The following is a 16,510-nucleotide window of genomic DNA, read 5'->3' on the forward strand; positions in this document are numbered from 1 at the left end:
ATGCCGCTCCGGCAATGTCTTGCTTTGCGCTGTCCGTCTATCCGACTTCCTGCCTCAGCGGCCGTCACGCTGAACTTGTTTCAGCATCCATCTCTCCCCACGCCCAGCCTGTGCATTTCGAGGGATGGACCCTGAAACAAGTTCAGGGTGACGGAGGTTTAGAAGCGAGACATTGGCCTTAGCGGCCGAGCAAGGTCCTTGCCTGGCTGGCGACTTGCGCCAGCATCGCCGGAGACACCACCGGGGCGGCTTGGGCGCGAGCGACGAGGCTGCGGAACTGCCGCACCGCCGCAGCATTGGCCGACAGCCAGTCGCTGACGAAGGCATCGGGTGAGCCGCCCTTGGAGCGCGCAAGGAAATCGAGGCGCATCTGCTGGAAATCGCGGGCAAGGCCGGCGACGAGCAGGCGCTCCCACGGGTCCGATGGGTTCATGCGACGTGCGGCCTGTTGCGCCCAGTCGATGCCGAGCGCCGCGCCGAGGTCGGCGAAGGCGCCGGTCAGGGCCGCGGCATCGACATTGAGCTCGCCTGCGAGGTGGGCGAGACCGATCGCGCCGTCCATGTCGTAGAGGTGGACGAGGCGTGCGGCGATCTCTGCCGGAACGCCGCTGGTGGCGAGATCATCGGCCATGCGGCGGGCCTGCGCCTGCGCGGCACCGCGCAGCAGCTCGGCGGTGGTGTGCGAAAGCAGGGCGACGCCGCCGAACAGGTCTTCGATCAGATCGTCGGGCGACTGCGTGCCACGACCTGAGCGCAGGACATCGGCGACGTGGCCGCGCAGGCCTTGCGCGACGCGGTCGAACAGATCGAGCCGCAGAGTTTCGGGCATGTGTGCCGAATCGAGCAGTTCCCAGGTCTTGCGCAGATCGAGCAGGCGCTCTGCCGCGACGAAAGCGGCAGCAACTTGTGCGAGCGAGACGCCTTCCTCCTCGCAAAGCTCGAACGGGATCACCGGCCCCATGCGGTTGATGATGCGGTTGGCGAGCTTGGTGGCGATGATCTCGCGGCGCAGGCGGTGGTGGACGATCTCGCTTTCGAAGTCTTCCTGCATCTGCGGCGGGAAGGCGGCGACGAGTTCCTCTTCCAGCACCGGATCATCGACCACGGTGCTTTCCTCGAGCGCGCGCTGCAGCACGAGCTTGCTGCTGGAGAGCAGGACGGCGAGTTCGGGGCGTGTCAGGCCCTGCCCGGCGGCGGCGCGGCGGGCAAGATCTTCGGCACCGGCGAGGCCTTCGGTCTTGCGATCGAGATCGCCGCCTTCCTCGAGCACATCGATCAGGCGCGACCATGCCGGCATGGCGGCAGCGCCACCGCGTTCGGCGATGGACAGGGCGAGCGCCTGCAGGCGGTTGTCCTCGAGCACGAGGTGGGCGACCTCGTCGGTCATCGCCGACAGGAGTTCGACGCGGGCGTCCTCGGTCAGCTTGCCCGAGCGCTTGGCGGCGGCAAGGGCGATCTTGATGTTGACCTCGTTGTCCGAGCAATCGACGCCGGCGGAATTGTCGATGAAGTCGGTGTTGATGCGGCCACCATGCAGCGAGAACTCGATGCGCGCGGCCTGGGTGGTGCCGAGGTTGGCGCCTTCGCCGATGACCCTGGCGCGGACCTCGTTGGCCGAGACGCGGACGGAGTCGTTCGACGGGTCACCGACGTCGACGTTGTTCTGGGTGCTGGCCTTCACGTAAGTGCCGATGCCGCCAAACCACAGCAGGTCGACCGGGCTTTGCAGGATCAGCGCGATCAGCGAATCCGGATCGATTTCGGGCAGTTCGACCCCGAGCATCGCCTGGACTTCGGCTGAAAGCGGGATCGCCTTCATCGAGCGCGGGAAGACACCGCCGCCGGCCGAGATCAGGCTCTTGTCGTAGTCGTCCCAGCTGGAGCGGGGCAGCGCGAACATGCGGTTGCGCTCTTCCCAGCTTTTTGCCGGATCGGGATCGGGATCGAGGAAGATGTGGCGATGGTCGAACGCGGCGACGACCTTGAGCGCCTTCGACAGCAGCATGCCGTTGCCGAACACGTCGCCTGACATATCGCCGCAGCCGGCGACGCGGATGGCTTGCGTCTGCACGTCGACGCCCAGTTCGAGGAAATGGCGGCGGACCGAGAGCCAGGCACCGCGCGCGGTGATGCCCATCGCCTTGTGGTCATAACCCTTCGAGCCGCCGCTGGCGAAGGCGTCGTCGAGCCAGAAGTCCCTGGATTCGGCGATGGCGTTGGCAACGTCGGAGAAGGAGGCGGTGCCCTTGTCGGCAGCGACGACGAAGTACGGGTCCTCGCCATCGCGGATCACGACATGGGCGGGGTGGACGACCTTGCCCTCGACGATGTTGTCGGTGATCGACAGCAGCGTGCGGATGAACACCTGGTAGCTGGCCTTGCCTTCGGCCAGCCAGCCTTCGCGGTCCTTGGCAGGATCGGGGAGCTGCTTGGGGTAGAAGCCGCCCTTGGCGCCGGTCGGCACGATGACGGCGTTCTTGACGCGCTGCGCCTTCATCAGGCCGAGGATCTCGGTGCGGAAGTCGTCACGGCGATCGGACCAGCGCAGGCCGCCGCGGGCGACCGGGCCGGCACGCAAGTGGATGCCTTCGACGCGCGGGGCATAGACGAAGATCTCGCGCCACGGCAAAGGCTTGGGCAGGCCGGGAACGAGCGCGGAATCGATCTTGAAAGCCATCGCTTCGGCGGCGGCAGGGGCGAAGGCGTTGGTGCGCAGGATGGCGCCGACAAGCGCGCGGAAGCTGCGCAGGAGGCGGTCGTCGTTGATCGCGGCGACGCCGGCGAGGCCGGTCCTGATGCGCTCTTCGGCTTCGGCAAAGGCAGCATCGCGGTTGCCGGTGAAGGCGGGATCGTGGCGGGCGACAAAGGCGGCGACGAGGCCGCGGGTGACCGCAGGGGCGTTCTTGAGCGCTTCGACCACGGTGGGGATGCCGAAGGTCATGCCGGCCTGGCGCAAGTAGCGGTAGAAGGCGCGGAGCCAGTTCGCCTCGATCGCAGTGAGGCCGGTGGCAACGATCAGGCGGTTGAAGGCGTCATCCTCGGCCGCGCCGTTGATCACCGCCGAGAGCGAGCTTTCGATCGATGCTGCGCGGGCGAGCAGATCATCGACCGAGCTGTCAGCCGGGTGGGCGACGAGGAAATCGTGGATATAGCCGAGGCGGCCACCGTCGAGCGGGGTGGGCACTTCCTCGAGCACGCGGAAGCCGAAGTTTTCGAGCACCGGAACGGCATCGGACAGCACGATCGCGCCTTCGCGCTGATAAAGCTTGAGGCGCAGCACGGCTTCGCCTGGGTTGCGATGCAGGCGAACGGCGCGGCGCGGGGCCTTGCTGCCCGCCAGCGTGCGCAGGACGCGGATGTCGCGCGCTGCCTCGGCCGCACCCGAAGCATTGCGGTAGGACAGCGGGAATGCGTCGGCATAGCGGGCGGCAATGGCGGCGGCGCGCGAGGGTTCCTCGCTGGTGGCCAGTTCGCTTTCGACAGCGCCTGCCCAGCCCCGGACCATGCCCTGCAATTGCAGGTCGAGCGCGGCTTCATCGACCTGCCCGTCCTGATCGCGCACGTCGAGCACGAAGCGCAACATGGCAAGCGTGCTGCCTTCGACCTGCAGCGACCAGTCGATCACCTGCGCCCCGGCAGCCGCTTCGAGCATGTCGCGAATGGCGAGGCGAACCTCGGTCGACAGCACATCGCGCGGGAGCCAGACGAAGGCAAAAAGGTGCCGGGCGAGCGGAGCCTGGACCAGCGCGAGACGGGGGCGCGGGCGGTCGACCAGGCTCATCATCGCAGTCGAGACGCGCTCCAGATCGGCATCGTCGAAGCTGACGAGGAGATCGTGCGGCAGTGCCGTCAGCGCATGGACCAGCGCCTTGCCGGCGTGGCCGTTGGCGGCAAAGCCGAACTTGTCCATCAGCTCGGCCAGCTGGGTGCGCAGGCGGGGCACGCGATCAGGCGCGGCGGCGAGCGCGGCGCTGGTCCAGACCCCGGCATGGACCGAAAGCGCGACGACCTTGCCGCCATCGATGCGCGGGACCATGAACAGGTCGAGCGGCACGCGGCGGTGGACGTTGGCGATGCGGTTCGCCTTTACGATCAGGGGCGCGCGGCCCTTGCCGGATTCGAACCAGCGGAAGGCGCGATCGAATGAACTGGCCGCCAGCAAGCTGCGGTCGCTGGCGCGACAGATGCCGTGAGGCTTTACCTCGGTACCGTCACGCAGGCGCGTCACGCTGCCGAGTTGGGTAAGCATGCCATCAGCCAGCCAGCGCAGCAGGGCAGCGCCTTCGGGATCGGCAAGACCAGCGGCATCTTCGCGCATGGCGGCCTGCATCAGCGGCCAATCGGTGACGGCGGCACGCACGTCAGCCAAGGTCTCTTCGAGCGCAGCGACAAGGCCGCGGCGCTGGCGCGCATCGGCGCGTTCGGTTTCGAGATAGACGACGGATTCACGGCGTTCACCCGAAGCATCGCCCGCCGGGAATTCGGTGAGATTGCCATCGGCATCGCGGCGGACGGCGACGACGGGGTGGACGAGGCGATCGATGGCGAGACCTTGCGCAGTGATCGCCGAGGTGATCGAATCGACGAGAAACGGCATGTCGTCGTTGATCACGGCGATGCGCAGATGCCGACCGTCGCTGTCCGAACCGCTGACGCTTTCGATGGCGATGGCGGGATCGCTGCCCTTGCGAAGTGCGGCGGCGGCAGCGGCAAATCGGGCCGCTTCGGCGAGGCGCGCAGCATCGAAATCGAGCACTTCATCAGGGAGGAGCGCGCCGGCAAATCGCTCGGCCAAGGCCAATGACAACTGATCGGAGGGAGCCTGCGAAGACGAAGTGGCAGGGGCTTGCGAACGGCTTGCGGACGTTGACGCCATGGGGTTTTCCCGACTCTCCTTGCGAGAGGATATTTCACCCTCGCGTAATTATTGAATACGTAAGCGTATCATTATTCCAAAGGGTAATCCAGCCGTGGCGAGACCTCAAGTCCGGTTCATCGACGCGCGCAGCTTAACCCGCTGTTGTGAACCCTTTGCGCACCTTTTCGTGCCGAAGGATTGCGGGCCGGTTACGTCAGGCGACGACAAGCTCGCGCGCGGCTTCGGCAGTAAGGCGCAATGATCGCAAGCGCGCCTGCTGGTCATAGATCGAGGCAGCGACGATGATCTCGTCGGCGCCGGTGCGCTCGGCAAATGCGGCGAGGCCATCGCGCACCGTTGCCACCGACCCGCAGGCGCTGACCTGGCGGACGTGTTCGAGCATGGCGAGTGCGGGCGGTGGCAGCGTGTCGCGATAGCCGGGCACCGGAGGCTTGAGCTTGCCCGGCGTGCCGGTGCGCAAGGCAACGAAGGCCTGATCCATCGAGGAGGCGAGCAATTGGCCTTCCTCGTCGCTTTCGGCAGCGACGACATTGATGGCGGCTGCGCAATAGGGAGCGTCCAGGGTTTCGGATGGCTGGAAGCGTTCGCGATAGATCTTCAGCGCCGCATCGAGGTGATCGGGCGCGAAGTGTGATGCGAAGGCATAGGGCAGGCCGAGCATCGCGGCGAGCTGGGCGCCGAACAGGCTCGAGCCGAGAATCCACAGCTGTGGATTCGCACCCTTGGCGGGATAGGCCTGCAGCGGCACGCGCGGATCGCCCGCGAACTGGAGCTGGAGTTCGACCACGTCCTGCGGAAAGTCCTCGGCGGCGCGGTTGGTGTCCTTGTGCAAGGCGCGCATGATGCGCTGGTCGGCACCGGGAGCGCGGCCGAGGCCGAGGTCTATGCGGCCCGGAAACAGGGCATCGAGCGTGCCGAACTGTTCGGCAATCACCAGCGGATTGTGGTTGGGCAACATGATCCCGCCCGATCCGATGCGGATGGTCGAGGTGGCATGGCCGATGTGGGCAAGGGCAACGGCCGTGGCTGCGCCGGCGAGGCCTTCCATGCCGTGGTGCTCGGCAACCCAATAGCGCCGGTAGCCGCATTCCTCGGCCACGCGCGCGGCGGCGGCGGAATTGTCGAGCGCGGCCCGCGCTGTCCCGCCCTCGACCACACTGACCAGATCGAGGACGGAGAGTTTCATGATGCCGGCTTTCCTGCGGTTTCGGGTGAAACCGATTTAGGTGCGGGGCCGAGCTGTTCAAGGTAAGCGCGCGCAGTCTTGCCAGCGTCACCGTCCTTGTCCGCCGAGACGACCGATTCCCACGACTTGCGCGCGGCGTCGTCCCGCCCGGAGAGCACGGCGATAACACCTGCTTCGAGGCCGACCTGCGGATCGCGCGGGCCGTACTTTGCGGCGATTTCGATATCGCGCTGGGCGCGGTCCAGTTCACCATTGCGGCGGGCCAGCGTGGCTGACAGCAGCCAGCCTTCCGGGTCTTCCGGCGCCAGGCGATGTGCTTCGTCGAGCGCGCCACCAGCTTCGGCGAGGCGGCCGAGCGCGACGAGCGCGCGCGAACGATCGCTTTGCATTGCGCCAAGCGCGGCATTGTCGGCAAACCCCTTGATCGCCAGAGCGCGGTCGAACCAGCCCAGCGCCTGTTCGGCCTTGCCGCCCGCCAGCGCGGCGTTACCGGCCATCGCCATCAACGGCACAGCGGCAACTTCCTGTTCCTTGGGCACGCCCGAAACGGCCTGCGCGAAGGCTTCGAGCGCACCATCGAAATCGCCGGCGTTTGACCGCAGCATGCCGAGGCACTGGTTGGCGCGGACCTGCTGGCCGGAGTCGCGGCTTTCACCAAGCCAGGTCTGGGCTTCGACCATCGCTGCGTCGGGATCGGTGGCCGCTTTCTGCAGGCAATAGGCAAGGCGATCCTGTTCCGGCAGGTTGGGCCGTTCGAGCCCTGCTTCTCTTTCGGCCTGCCGCTGCTTTTCAGGATCGCGGCGGCGAGGAATGGGCAGGTCCGAGGGGCGCATCGGCATGGTGGCGGGTCCGATCTGCATCAGCGAGGCCTGCTGATCGATGCGATGCTCCACGGCGAAAAGCGGTGCGGGAAGATCGATCATGGCAGGCTTGTCCTTCGGCACGTCAGGCGGCTTGTGCGGCGGCGAGCCCGGCGAGTTCACGCAGGAGCAGCGCGATATCGGCGGGGCGCGAAAGCCGGTGATCGCCGTCCTTGATCAGGTGCACCTGCACGTCGGCTGAACGCAGGGCGCGGGCAAGGTTGATCGAGATTTCCCACGGCACGTCGGCATCGGCCTGGCCGTGGATCAGGCGAACCGGACCATCGAAGGCAATGCCGCTGGCCAGACGCTTGTGGCGTTCGGCGTCGGAAAAGAATCCGGCGTGAGTGGGGGTAGGCTCGGGGCCGTAGGGGTTGTCCTCGTAGATCGTGCGCCCGGCAGCGAGTTCGATGCGCTGCGATTGCGACAGGCCCCATTCGGTGAAATCCGGCGCAGGCGCGATGCCGACGAGTGCCTTTACCCTGTCACCCAGCGCTTCGGCGAGGAGCAGCATGAGCCAGCCCCCCATGCTGGAGCCGACCAATTGCACGGCGTCGATGCCGAGGTGGTCGATCAAGGCGGTGATCTCGTCACGCCACTTCGAAAGGCGGCCATCGGCAAAGGTGCCATCGCTTTCCCCACAGCCGGTATAGTCGAGCAGCAGGCAGGCACGGCCCTGCTCGCGCGCCCATCCGAGCACGGCCTGCGCCTTGCCGCCGGCCATGTCGGACATGTAGCCGGGGAGGAAGATGATTGTGGGCGGTGTGCCGGGGAGATGGCGGTAGGCCATCCGCTGGCCCGACGGCAGGGTGAAGCGGGCTACGTCAGTCATGCCCTGTCATGGCCCGCACGGGCGGGCGGGGCAAGCTTAGTTGAGCGGAAGGATCAGGGTGATGTGAACGGCGCCGTTGGCCGTGCTGGCGGGTCGCTCAGCCTTGTGGTGCTTGCTGGCGGACATCGATGCGGCAGCGATGCCCACGGCAATCGCCAGCCACATGCCGATGCGGCGGGGAGTCCTTGCGGGCATTTTCAGTCTCCTCGCTGGAAAATGTCTTCGATCGGCAGGGCGAAGACATCGGCGATGCGGAAGGCGAGCGGAAGCGAGGGGTCGTACTTGCCGGTTTCAATGGCGTTGACCGACTGACGGCTGACCTCGAGCTTTTCGGCGAGATCGGCCTGGCTCCAGTTGCGCTCGGCGCGCAGCACCTTGAGGCGGTTTTTCACTCGCCACCTCCGCGCCGTTCGAGCAGCGCGTTGATGCAACCGCCGAGGCCGAGCCCTGCGAACCACAGGACCGTGGCGTAGAAGGCCGGAACGTGCGGGAGCAGGCCGAAGCTTTCGACGAAGCCCCATGCCGTCGCCACGCTGAGCGTGAAGCCGGTGGCGATGAGGATCTGCCGGGTCATCAGGTAGCGCTGGTATTCATCGCGCAGCGAGGTCAGCAGGCGGCCGATCGCCACGAACACGCCAATCACCGGGAGGGCGGGAAGCAGGGCCGCGGCGTAGGCGCTGAGGCCGGTGGGGGCGCTGTTCCTGAAGAACAGGTTCACGCCGACCAGCGTGGCGACGTAGCCGCCCATCAGCAGCATGACGGCACGGGTGTAGCGGCGGTGTTCGGGCGTCATCCGGGCGACCATGACTCAAGCTTCCTGCGGGCGGCGCCGGCAGCGCGTGCCCGAAAGCGCAGCGACGAGCGGCATGAACAGCACGGCCGTGGTGGTGGAGCCCTTGGGCAGGACTTCGACGATATCGAGCAAGACAATCACGACCATCACGAGGGCGGTCGCGGCGGGGAGAGCAAAGCGAATCATTGGTCAAGCCTCCTTGATCTGATGACAAGGTTGCTTGACCTTTTTGCAGATCATGTCAAGCGTCATTGTCATCGTGGCAATGGTGCTTGACCAAACGGGCTTGGTGACTCTGCAAGTATTCCGCGCTAGAAGCCCGCTCACATGGCACGCCTGACGACCATCACTACAACCACTACCCCGCGAGCCGGGGGCGGTCGCTGCTGGGCTAAGTCCTGCCGCGATGCCGCCGCCCGGTTCGGGTGGCTTTGCGCATCGCCTCCCGAACCGACCGAATTGCCTGATGCGCGCCCTTCCGGTGGCGGCGCTCCTGTGCCAAAGCGCTGCCACGAGATTGCAGAGAGACCCGCATGTCCGAGTTGCTGAAGATCACCCTGCCCGATGGTTCCGTGCGCGAGGTTGCGCCCGGCAGCACTCCGGCCGACATCGCCGCCGCAATCGGCCCCGGCCTTGCCAAGGCAGCGCTGGCAGCGAAGGTCGATGGCGAGCTGGTAGACCTGACGCGGCCCTTCACGGCGGACGCGCAACTGGCGCTGGTGACGGCCAAGGACGAAGCCGAGGCGCTGGACCTGGCGCGGCATGACTATGCCCATATCCTCGCCGAAGCGGTGCAGGCGCTGTTCCCGGGCACGCAGATCACGTTTGGTCCGAGCACGGACGACGGCTTCTATTACGACTTCGCACCCGCCGAGCGCCCCTTCACCGACGAGGACCTGCCGGCGATCGAGGCGGAAATGCGCAAGATCATCGCCGCCAACAAGCCGCTGCGCCGCGAAGTGTGGAGCCGCGAGCAGCTGATCAGCCGCTGGAAGCAGCAGGGCGAGAACTTCAAGGCAGAATGGGCCGCCGAATTGCCCGAGGGCGAAGAGCTGACGGTCTACTGGTCGGGCGACGACTGGCTCGACATGTGCCGCGGGCCGCACTTGCCTTCGACCGGCAAGCTGGATCCGCAGGCGTTCAAGCTGACGCGCGTTTCGGGGGCTTACTGGCGAGGCGACCAGAAGAACGCGATGCTGAGCCGCGTCTATGGCACCGGCTGGCTCAACAAGAAGCAGCTCGATGCACACCTGACGCGGCTGGAAGAAGCGGCCAAGCGCGACCATCGCAAGCTGGGCAACGAGATGGACTTGTTCCATCTCCAGCAGGAAGCGCACGGCTCCGTGTTCTGGCACCCCAAGGGCTATCTGATCTGGCGCGAGCTCGAAGCCTACATGCGCCGCGCCATCGACGGGGCGGGCTATCGCGAGGTCAAGACTCCGCAGGTCATGGACGCGCGCCAGTGGGAGCAGTCCGGCCACTGGGGCAAGTACCGCGAGAACATGTTCGTCATCCCCGACGAAGTGCCGAACGTCGAGGACGAAGGCCCCATCGTTTCGGACGATGCCGACTGGATGGCATTGAAGCCGATGAACTGCCCGGCGCACGTGCTGATCTTCCGGCAGGGCATCAAGTCCTACCGCGAACTGCCCTTGCGCCTCTACGAAAACGGCTGCTGCCACCGCAACGAGCCGCACGGCGCGCTGCACGGGCTGATGCGCGTGCGCCAGTTCACGCAGGACGACGCGCACATCTTCTGCCGCGAGGACCAGATCGTTTCGGAAGTGCAGGCGTTCTGCGAACTGGCTGACCGCATCTACAAGCACTTCGGCTTCACCTATTCGATCAAGCTGGCGCTGCGCCCGGAAAAGCGCTTCGGCACCGAGGAGATGTGGGACAAGGCCGAGAGCGAACTACGCGCCGCCGTGGTCCGCGCAGGGCTTGCGACCGAAGAGTACGGCTGGGAGGAACTGCCGGGCGAAGGTGCGTTCTATGCGCCCAAGCTGGAATGGCACCTGACCGACGCGATCGGCCGCACCTGGCAGGTCGGCACGATCCAGTCCGACCGCGTGCTGCCGGAACGGCTCGATGCGACCTATATCGGCGAGGATGGCGAGAAGCACCGCCCGGTCATGCTGCACCGAGCGATCTTCGGGAGCTACGAGCGGTTCATCGGCATCCTGATCGAGCACTTTGCCGGACGCCTGCCGGCGTGGCTGGCTCCGGTGCAGGCTGTCGTCGCGACGATCGTTTCGGACGCTGACGACTATGCCAGGGACGCGCTCGCCAAGCTGAAGGCGGCGGGCATCCGGGCCGAGACCGACCTGCGCAACGAAAAGATCAACTACAAGGTGCGCGAACACTCGCTGCAGAAGGTCCCCTACCTGCTGGTAGTGGGCAAGCGCGAGGCGGAGGAAGGCACCGTGGCGATCCGCACGCTGGGCGAACAGCACCAGAAGGTGGTGTCACTGGACGAGGCGATTGCCCTGCTCAAGGGCGAGGCGACGCCGCCGGATCTTCGGAGCTGATCACGCTCGACCTGCCGCTCCTTTCGCTCGGCCTTTGTGCACTGGCGGCATTCGTTGCCGCCTTCGTGCGCGGGCTGGCGGGGTTTGGCATGGCGATCCTGCTGGTGCCGCTGATCGGGCTGGTGATTCCGCCGGGCGAAGCGGTGGTCGTATCCAACATGCTCGGGCTGCTGATCGGGCTGGTCGGCGCGCGCAAGGTGTGGAACGCGGGCGAGAAGAGCGCCGGGGTGATTGGCGGCCTTGCCATGTTGCTGACGCCGGTCGGCCTGCTGGCCCTGTTCGCGACGCCGCAGGAGGTGGCGCGGGTGCTGATCGCGGTGGTGGCGATCGGGGCGTTCGCGATGGTGCTGCTGCCTGCCAGGCCCGGACATGCGCCGGGGAAGGTGGAGACGGGCCTTACCGGAGCGGCGGCGGGCCTGCTGACCGGGTTCGCCGGGATGCCGGGGCCGCCCGTTGTGCCTTACTACCTGCGTCGGCCGATTCCGCGCGAAGTGGCGCGTGCATCGATGCTGACGGTGTTCCTGCTCACGTCCATCGCCAGCACGGCGGCGGCGCTGGCGTTGCAGCTGGCATCGTGGCGCGATGCGCTCTTCGCGGTGGTGCTGTTCGTGCCGGTGCTGATCGGCAATCACTTCGGCACCCGCGCCTTTGGCAAGGTCAGCGATGCGGCCTGGCGCGGGTTCGTCGGCTTCCTGCTCGCGGTTTCGGGCCTGATGGCGATCGCGCGGCTGATCGGCTGATAACCGCAAATTAAGCGGTTTCCCTTAGGTCGGGCTGCGATCCGTGGCTTGAGGGACCGACACGCATGACCTTGCATTTCCGCGCTCTGGCCGAGCAGGCTGCCGAGGATGGCGTAATTTCTGCACAGGAAGTTCTCGAATTGCGCCGCGCCGCCTGGCCCGATGGCAGGATCGATCCGGACGAAGCCGAGGCGATCTTTGTCCTCAATGATCACATCGGCGAACCGACGCAGGAGTGGTCGGACTTCTTCGTGGAAGCGCTGGTCGAGTTTCTCGTCAACGGCACTGCGCCGCGCGGACATATCTCTGAAGAAAACGCCAACTGGCTGATTGAGCGGGTATCGCACGACGGCAAGGTGGACACGCTTACCGAACTGGAACTGCTGGTCCGCGCATTGGAAAGGGCAGAGTCCGCGCCTGAAGCGCTGCGGGCGTTCGTGCTGCAGCAGATCGAACGCGAAGTGCTGACCGGCGAAGGACCGACGCGCGCTGGCGGGGCCTTCGAACCCGGTTGCATCACGTCAGCCGAATGCACGATGATCCGGCGCACGATCTTTGCGGCGGGCGGCGATCGCCCAGCAGCGGTCAGCCAGCGCGAGGCGGAAATGCTGTTCCGCCTGAAAGACGCGACACTGGGAGCAAGCAATACCCCCGATTGGGAGCGCCTGTTCGTGCAGGGCGTAGCCAACTACCTGCAGGGCTGGAATGGCGCAAAGGGGATAAGCCGCGAACGCGCGAGTGAACTCGAAGCCTTCATGGACGACCGCTCCACCCATGTTGGCCAGTTTTTCGTCCGCATGGCAAAGGTCGATACCGGCAACTTCGTACGGGCGCTTCGCGAAGTGGGATTCGGGCGCAAGCAACCGGGCCGTGACATCGACGGCGAGGCGATGCGGGATCACGCCGTTACCGAGGCGGAGAACCTGTGGCTGCAGGCACGGATCGACGCCGACGATCAGGTTGATGCGCTGGAAAAGGCGCTCCTGAAATTCCTCGCCGAGAGCTAGACGGTAAAGCTCTCGCCGCAGCCGCACGAACCCTTGGCGTTCGGGTTCTGGAACACGAAGCCGGCGGTGAAATCGTCTTCCTGCCAGTCCATCGTGCTGCCGATAAGGTAGAGCACCGAGGCACTGTCGATGAAGAACAAGCCGCCGGGGGTTTCAATCTTCTCATCGAGCGGGTTGGCTTCGGTCACATAATCGACCGAATAGGCCAACCCCGAGCAGCCGCGGCGGGGCGTCGAAAGCTTCACGCCGATCGCGCCTTCGGGTGCCGTTGCCATCAGGTGCGCCACGCGCGCCTCGGCACTGGCCGTGAGGATCACGGCGGCGGGGCGGGGGCGGCGGGGCTTGGTCTGCGTTTCGGTCGTCATGGTGACACCTATATGGGGAGCGTTCAGAGCATTCCCAGTTCGAGCTTGGCTTCATCGCTCATCTTGGCGGGATCCCAGGCCGGGTCCCAGACGAGATTGACTTCTGCATCGCGCACGCCGGGGACGGCAGAGACGCGCAGTTCCACTTCGCCCGGCATCGATTCCGCGACCGGGCAATGCGGCGTGGTGAGCGTCATCGTGACGTCGACGTGGCCGTCATCCGAGACATCGACGCCGTAGATCAGGCCGAGGTCATAGATATTGACCGGGATTTCCGGGTCGAAGATCTCCTTGAGCGCCGCAATCACGCCTTCGTAGATGTCGCCACCGGGTTCGCCCGAGGAGACTGCTTCCGGCTTTGCCGCGAGGAAGCCTTCGAGATAGTCACGCTTGCGCTCCAGCTTTTCGGCGGGCGTCTCTTCAACTGCGTCCTCGACGAAGGCGCGCTTGGGGCCGATACAGCCTCGACCTCTTCGACCGCGAATTTGGGATCGTTGTCGCTCATCCGAAAATCCTCTTGGTCCTTTCGATCCCGCGCACGAGCGCGGCGATATCGCTTTCATCGCTGTAGATGCCGAAACTGGCACGGGCGGTGGCGGGCACACCGAGATGCGCCATCAGCGGCTGGGCGCAATGGTGTCCGGCGCGGATGGCCACGCCTTCCTCGTCAAGGATCGTGCCAAGGTCGTGCGGATGGACACCTTCAAGCGCGAAGCTGAGGATGCCGGCACTGTCTTCCGGCCCGAACAGGCGCACCGAATTCATGCCGCGCAGTGCCTCACGCGCCTTGGCGACAAGGGCGCATTCGTGGGCGTGGATGGCGTCGAGCCCTTGTGCCTTCACGAAATCGACCGCAGCGCCGAAGCCAATGGCCTCAACAATGGCGGGAGTGCCCGCCTCGAAGCGCTGCGGCGCAGGGGCGTAAGTGGTCTTCTCGAAAGTGACCTTGTCGATCATCGCGCCACCGCCCTGCCACGGAGGCATGGCATCAAGGATCTCGGCCCTGGCCCAGAGTGCCCCGATGCCGGTTGGGCCATAGAGCTTGTGCGCGGAGAAGACGTAGAAATCCGCGTCCAGCGCCTTCACATCGACGGTGAGGCGGGCGACCGACTGGCAGCCGTCGAGCAGGATCTTCGCACCGACGCTGCGCGCCAGGGCGACCGCGCGCGGAGCATCAAGCGTGGAGCCAAGCACGTTCGATACGTGGGCGAAGGCCACCAGCTTGTGCGCCGGGGTAAGGATGCGCTCGGCAGCGGCGAGATCGATCAGGCCGTCCTCGGTTAGCGGGCAGACGTCGATCTCGACGCCGGTACGATCGCGCAGCATCTGCCACGGCACGATGTTGGCGTGGTGTTCGAGCGTGGAGATGAGGACGCGGTCGCCGGCCTTGAGGTTGGCTTGGCCCCAGGTCTGCGCGACGAGATTGATCGCCTCGGTCGCGCCGCGGGTGAAGACGAGTTCGTTCTCGGCACCGCCGACAAGCGCGGCAACCTTGCGGCGGGCGGCTTCGAACGCGAGCGTCATGTCCGCCGAGCGTGCGTAGACGCCGCGATGGACGGTAGCATAGTCGCTGCCCAGCGCGCGCACCATCGCATCGATCACCACTTGCGGCTTCTGCGCGGTCGCGGCGGTATCGAGATAGTGCCAGCGGCTGCCGTCAGGATTGACGAGGCCGGGCCACTCTGCGGTGCGGGTGAGCGCCTCGACTGTCACAGCACGGCATCCAGTGCCTTGAGCGCGGCCTCGGTCAGCGATTCCTCGTCAGCCGCGCCGACGAAGGCCTCGGCGATAAAGGCGTGGAGCATGAGCTTCTTGGCCTCGGCGGGCGGGAGGCCGCGCTGGGCGAGGTAGAACAGGCTCTGCTGATCGAGTTCGCCAACCGCGCAGCCATGCGCGCACTTTACGTCGTCGGCGTAAATTTCGAGTTCCGGGCGCGCGTTGGCAGTGGCGGTGCGATCGAGCAGCATGGCACGGATCGACTGTTCGCCATCGGTGCCGATCGCCCCGCGCGCCACGACGACGCGGCCTAGGTAAGTGCCGGTGGCCTTGCCGCCAAGGACCGAGCGCACGACCTGGCTCGACACGGCATCGGGCTGCGCATGGACGACTTCGGTGACGATCTCCGCGGTCTGTTCGCCGCCTGCAATCTGCGCCGCGCCGAGGTGGAACTTCGCGCCCTTGCCGAGCGTCACCTTGACCGCGATGCGGCCATAGGCGGACCCGGCGTTGAGCAGGCGCAGGTCATACTCCGCGCCGTCTTCCAACGTGATGACGATGTCCTGCGCGGCATCGTTCGCGCCATCGAGCACGACCGCACTCGCGCCCGTCTCGCCCGCAGCGACGCGGATTTCCTGCACCGGCAACGGCCAGATCGCTTCCAGCGCCGCGAGGTCGGCGTAGCGGAAGGCCTCTTGCCTGCGGGTGGGGAGCGCAACCGAGGTCACAGCGCCCACTCCAATTCCGCGTCACCCCGGCGCAGGCCGGGGTCCATCGACGCTGGCATCAGCGCGCAATCGCTGAGGTCATGGGCCCCGGCCTGCGCCGGGGTGACGGAAGAACGGGCCGTCATGCCGCGACGGCCTCGTAACCGTGCTCTTCGAGTTCGAGCGCGAGTTCAGGGCCACCGCTCTTGACGATGCGGCCACCGGCAAGGACGTGAACGAAGTCGGGCTTCACGTAATCGAGCAGGCGCTGGTAGTGGGTGATCAGCAGCACGGCCTTGTCGCTCTTGCGCATGATCGCATTGATGCCTTCGCCGCAGATGCGCAGCGCGTCGATATCCAGGCCGGAGTCGGTCTCGTCGAGGATGGCGATCTTGGGATCGAGGATGCCCATCTGGACCATCTCGGCGCGCTTCTTCTCGCCGCCCGAGAAGCCGACGTTCACGGGGCGCTTGAGCATGTCCATGTCCATGCGCAGCAGGCCCGCCTTTTCCTTGGCCAGCTTGAGGAATTCGCCGCCGGAAAGTGGAGCCTCGCCCCGCGCCTTGCGCTGGGCATTGGCGGATTCGCGCAGGAACTGAACGAAGGAGACGCCTGGGATTTCGACCGGGTACTGGAAGCCGAGGAACAGGCCGGCAGCGGCGCGTTCGTGCGGTTCGAGTTCGAACAGGTCGGTGCCGTCCAATGTCGCCGTGCCGCCGGTCACTTCATAGCCCGGACGACCGCCGAGGGTGTAGCCGAGCGTCGACTTGCCTGCGCCGTTCGGCCCCATGATCGCGTGGATCTCGCCCGCGTTGATGGTGAGCGAAAGACCCTTGAGGATCGGCTTGTCGGCAACACTGGCCTGGAGGTTCTGGATGTTGAGCATGGGTCTGTCTC

Annotated in this window: 16 protein-coding genes and 1 pseudogene; 3 read left to right on the forward strand and 14 right to left on the reverse strand. The window is 66.1% G+C overall.

The features are described 5' to 3' along the window. Positions 1 to 178: 178 nt before the first annotated feature. From C7W88_RS05055 to C7W88_RS22555, 8 genes are all read right to left on the reverse strand, one after another. The gene (locus C7W88_RS05055; protein WP_118072735.1) at positions 179 to 4,876 is read right to left on the reverse strand and encodes an NAD-glutamate dehydrogenase domain-containing protein; all 4,698 of its coding nucleotides are present in this window, start codon (positions 4,874 to 4,876) and stop codon (positions 179 to 181) included. A gap of 196 nt (positions 4,877 to 5,072) precedes the next feature. After that, positions 5,073 to 6,065 (reverse strand): LLM class flavin-dependent oxidoreductase, encoded by a 993-nt coding sequence (locus C7W88_RS05060; RefSeq protein ID WP_118072736.1) that lies wholly within the window; start codon positions 6,063 to 6,065, stop codon positions 5,073 to 5,075. Then, positions 6,062 to 6,988, reverse strand: coding sequence for a tetratricopeptide repeat protein (locus C7W88_RS05065; protein WP_162895917.1), 927 nt, complete (start codon positions 6,986 to 6,988; stop codon positions 6,062 to 6,064). The genes C7W88_RS05060 and C7W88_RS05065 overlap by 4 nt, the downstream gene beginning before the upstream one ends. Positions 6,989 to 7,010: 22 nt before the next feature. Beyond that, on the reverse strand, positions 7,011 to 7,757 hold the full coding sequence (locus C7W88_RS05070; protein ID WP_118072738.1) for an alpha/beta fold hydrolase: 747 nt from the start codon (positions 7,755 to 7,757) through the stop codon (positions 7,011 to 7,013). Positions 7,758 to 7,793: 36 nt separating this feature from the next. After that, complete coding sequence (locus tag C7W88_RS22550; RefSeq protein WP_162895918.1) at positions 7,794 to 7,952, reverse strand: hypothetical protein; 159 nt, start codon at positions 7,950 to 7,952, stop codon at positions 7,794 to 7,796. Between the two features lie 2 nt (positions 7,953 to 7,954). Then, positions 7,955 to 8,149, reverse strand: a complete 195-nt coding sequence (locus C7W88_RS05075) for a helix-turn-helix transcriptional regulator (protein ID WP_118072739.1) — start codon at positions 8,147 to 8,149, stop codon at positions 7,955 to 7,957. After that, positions 8,146 to 8,562 (reverse strand): hypothetical protein, encoded by a 417-nt coding sequence (locus C7W88_RS05080; protein ID WP_118072740.1) that lies wholly within the window; start codon positions 8,560 to 8,562, stop codon positions 8,146 to 8,148. The genes C7W88_RS05075 and C7W88_RS05080 overlap by 4 nt, the downstream gene beginning before the upstream one ends. Before the next feature lie 3 nt (positions 8,563 to 8,565). After that, the gene (locus tag C7W88_RS22555; protein WP_162895919.1) at positions 8,566 to 8,736 is read right to left on the reverse strand and encodes a hypothetical protein; all 171 of its coding nucleotides are present in this window, start codon (positions 8,734 to 8,736) and stop codon (positions 8,566 to 8,568) included. A 347-nt stretch (positions 8,737 to 9,083) separates the two neighbouring features. Here C7W88_RS22555 and thrS point away from each other — a divergent pair, with 347 nt between their 5' ends. The 3 genes from thrS to C7W88_RS05095 all read left to right on the forward strand — a co-directional run bounded on the left by thrS (position 9,084) and on the right by C7W88_RS05095 (position 12,825). Then, positions 9,084 to 11,078 (forward strand): threonine--tRNA ligase, encoded by a 1,995-nt coding sequence (gene thrS / locus C7W88_RS05085; RefSeq protein ID WP_118072741.1) that lies wholly within the window; start codon positions 9,084 to 9,086, stop codon positions 11,076 to 11,078. A gap of 41 nt (positions 11,079 to 11,119) precedes the next feature. Next, positions 11,120 to 11,818: a sulfite exporter TauE/SafE family protein gene (locus C7W88_RS05090; RefSeq protein ID WP_118072742.1), complete on the forward strand. Its 699-nt coding sequence runs from the start codon at positions 11,120 to 11,122 to the stop codon at positions 11,816 to 11,818. Positions 11,819 to 11,883: 65 nt separating this feature from the next. Beyond that, entirely contained in the window at positions 11,884 to 12,825 is a 942-nt protein-coding gene (locus C7W88_RS05095) for a hypothetical protein (RefSeq protein WP_118072743.1), read from the forward strand. Here C7W88_RS05095 and C7W88_RS05100 read toward each other — a convergent pair. The 6 genes and pseudogenes from C7W88_RS05100 to sufC form a co-directional block, all read right to left on the reverse strand. Further along, on the reverse strand, positions 12,822 to 13,190 hold the full coding sequence (locus C7W88_RS05100) for an iron-sulfur cluster assembly accessory protein (protein WP_118072744.1): 369 nt from the start codon (positions 13,188 to 13,190) through the stop codon (positions 12,822 to 12,824). The two genes, C7W88_RS05095 and C7W88_RS05100, sit on opposite strands and share 4 nt — an antisense overlap. A gap of 23 nt (positions 13,191 to 13,213) precedes the next feature. After that, positions 13,214 to 13,695, reverse strand: a pseudogene (locus C7W88_RS05105) (SUF system Fe-S cluster assembly protein). Beyond that, positions 13,692 to 14,903, reverse strand: coding sequence for a cysteine desulfurase (locus C7W88_RS05110; protein ID WP_118072745.1), 1,212 nt, complete (start codon positions 14,901 to 14,903; stop codon positions 13,692 to 13,694). Before C7W88_RS05110 ends, C7W88_RS05105 begins: the two are co-directional and overlap by 4 nt. Further along, positions 14,900 to 15,634, reverse strand: a complete 735-nt coding sequence (locus C7W88_RS05115) for a SufD family Fe-S cluster assembly protein (protein ID WP_118074582.1) — start codon at positions 15,632 to 15,634, stop codon at positions 14,900 to 14,902. The genes C7W88_RS05110 and C7W88_RS05115 overlap by 4 nt, the downstream gene beginning before the upstream one ends. After that, a complete protein-coding gene (locus tag C7W88_RS24335; protein WP_255418795.1) occupies positions 15,631 to 15,759 on the reverse strand; it encodes a hypothetical protein in 129 nt (42 codons plus the stop codon). The genes C7W88_RS05115 and C7W88_RS24335 overlap by 4 nt, the downstream gene beginning before the upstream one ends. Next, positions 15,756 to 16,499: a Fe-S cluster assembly ATPase SufC gene (gene sufC, locus C7W88_RS05120; protein ID WP_118072746.1), complete on the reverse strand. Its 744-nt coding sequence runs from the start codon at positions 16,497 to 16,499 to the stop codon at positions 15,756 to 15,758. Before sufC ends, C7W88_RS24335 begins: the two co-directional genes overlap by 4 nt. Positions 16,500 to 16,510: the final 11 nt, after the last annotated feature.

The sequence above is a fragment of the Novosphingobium sp. THN1 genome (assembly GCF_003454795.1).
Lineage (GTDB): Bacteria > Pseudomonadota > Alphaproteobacteria > Sphingomonadales > Sphingomonadaceae > Novosphingobium.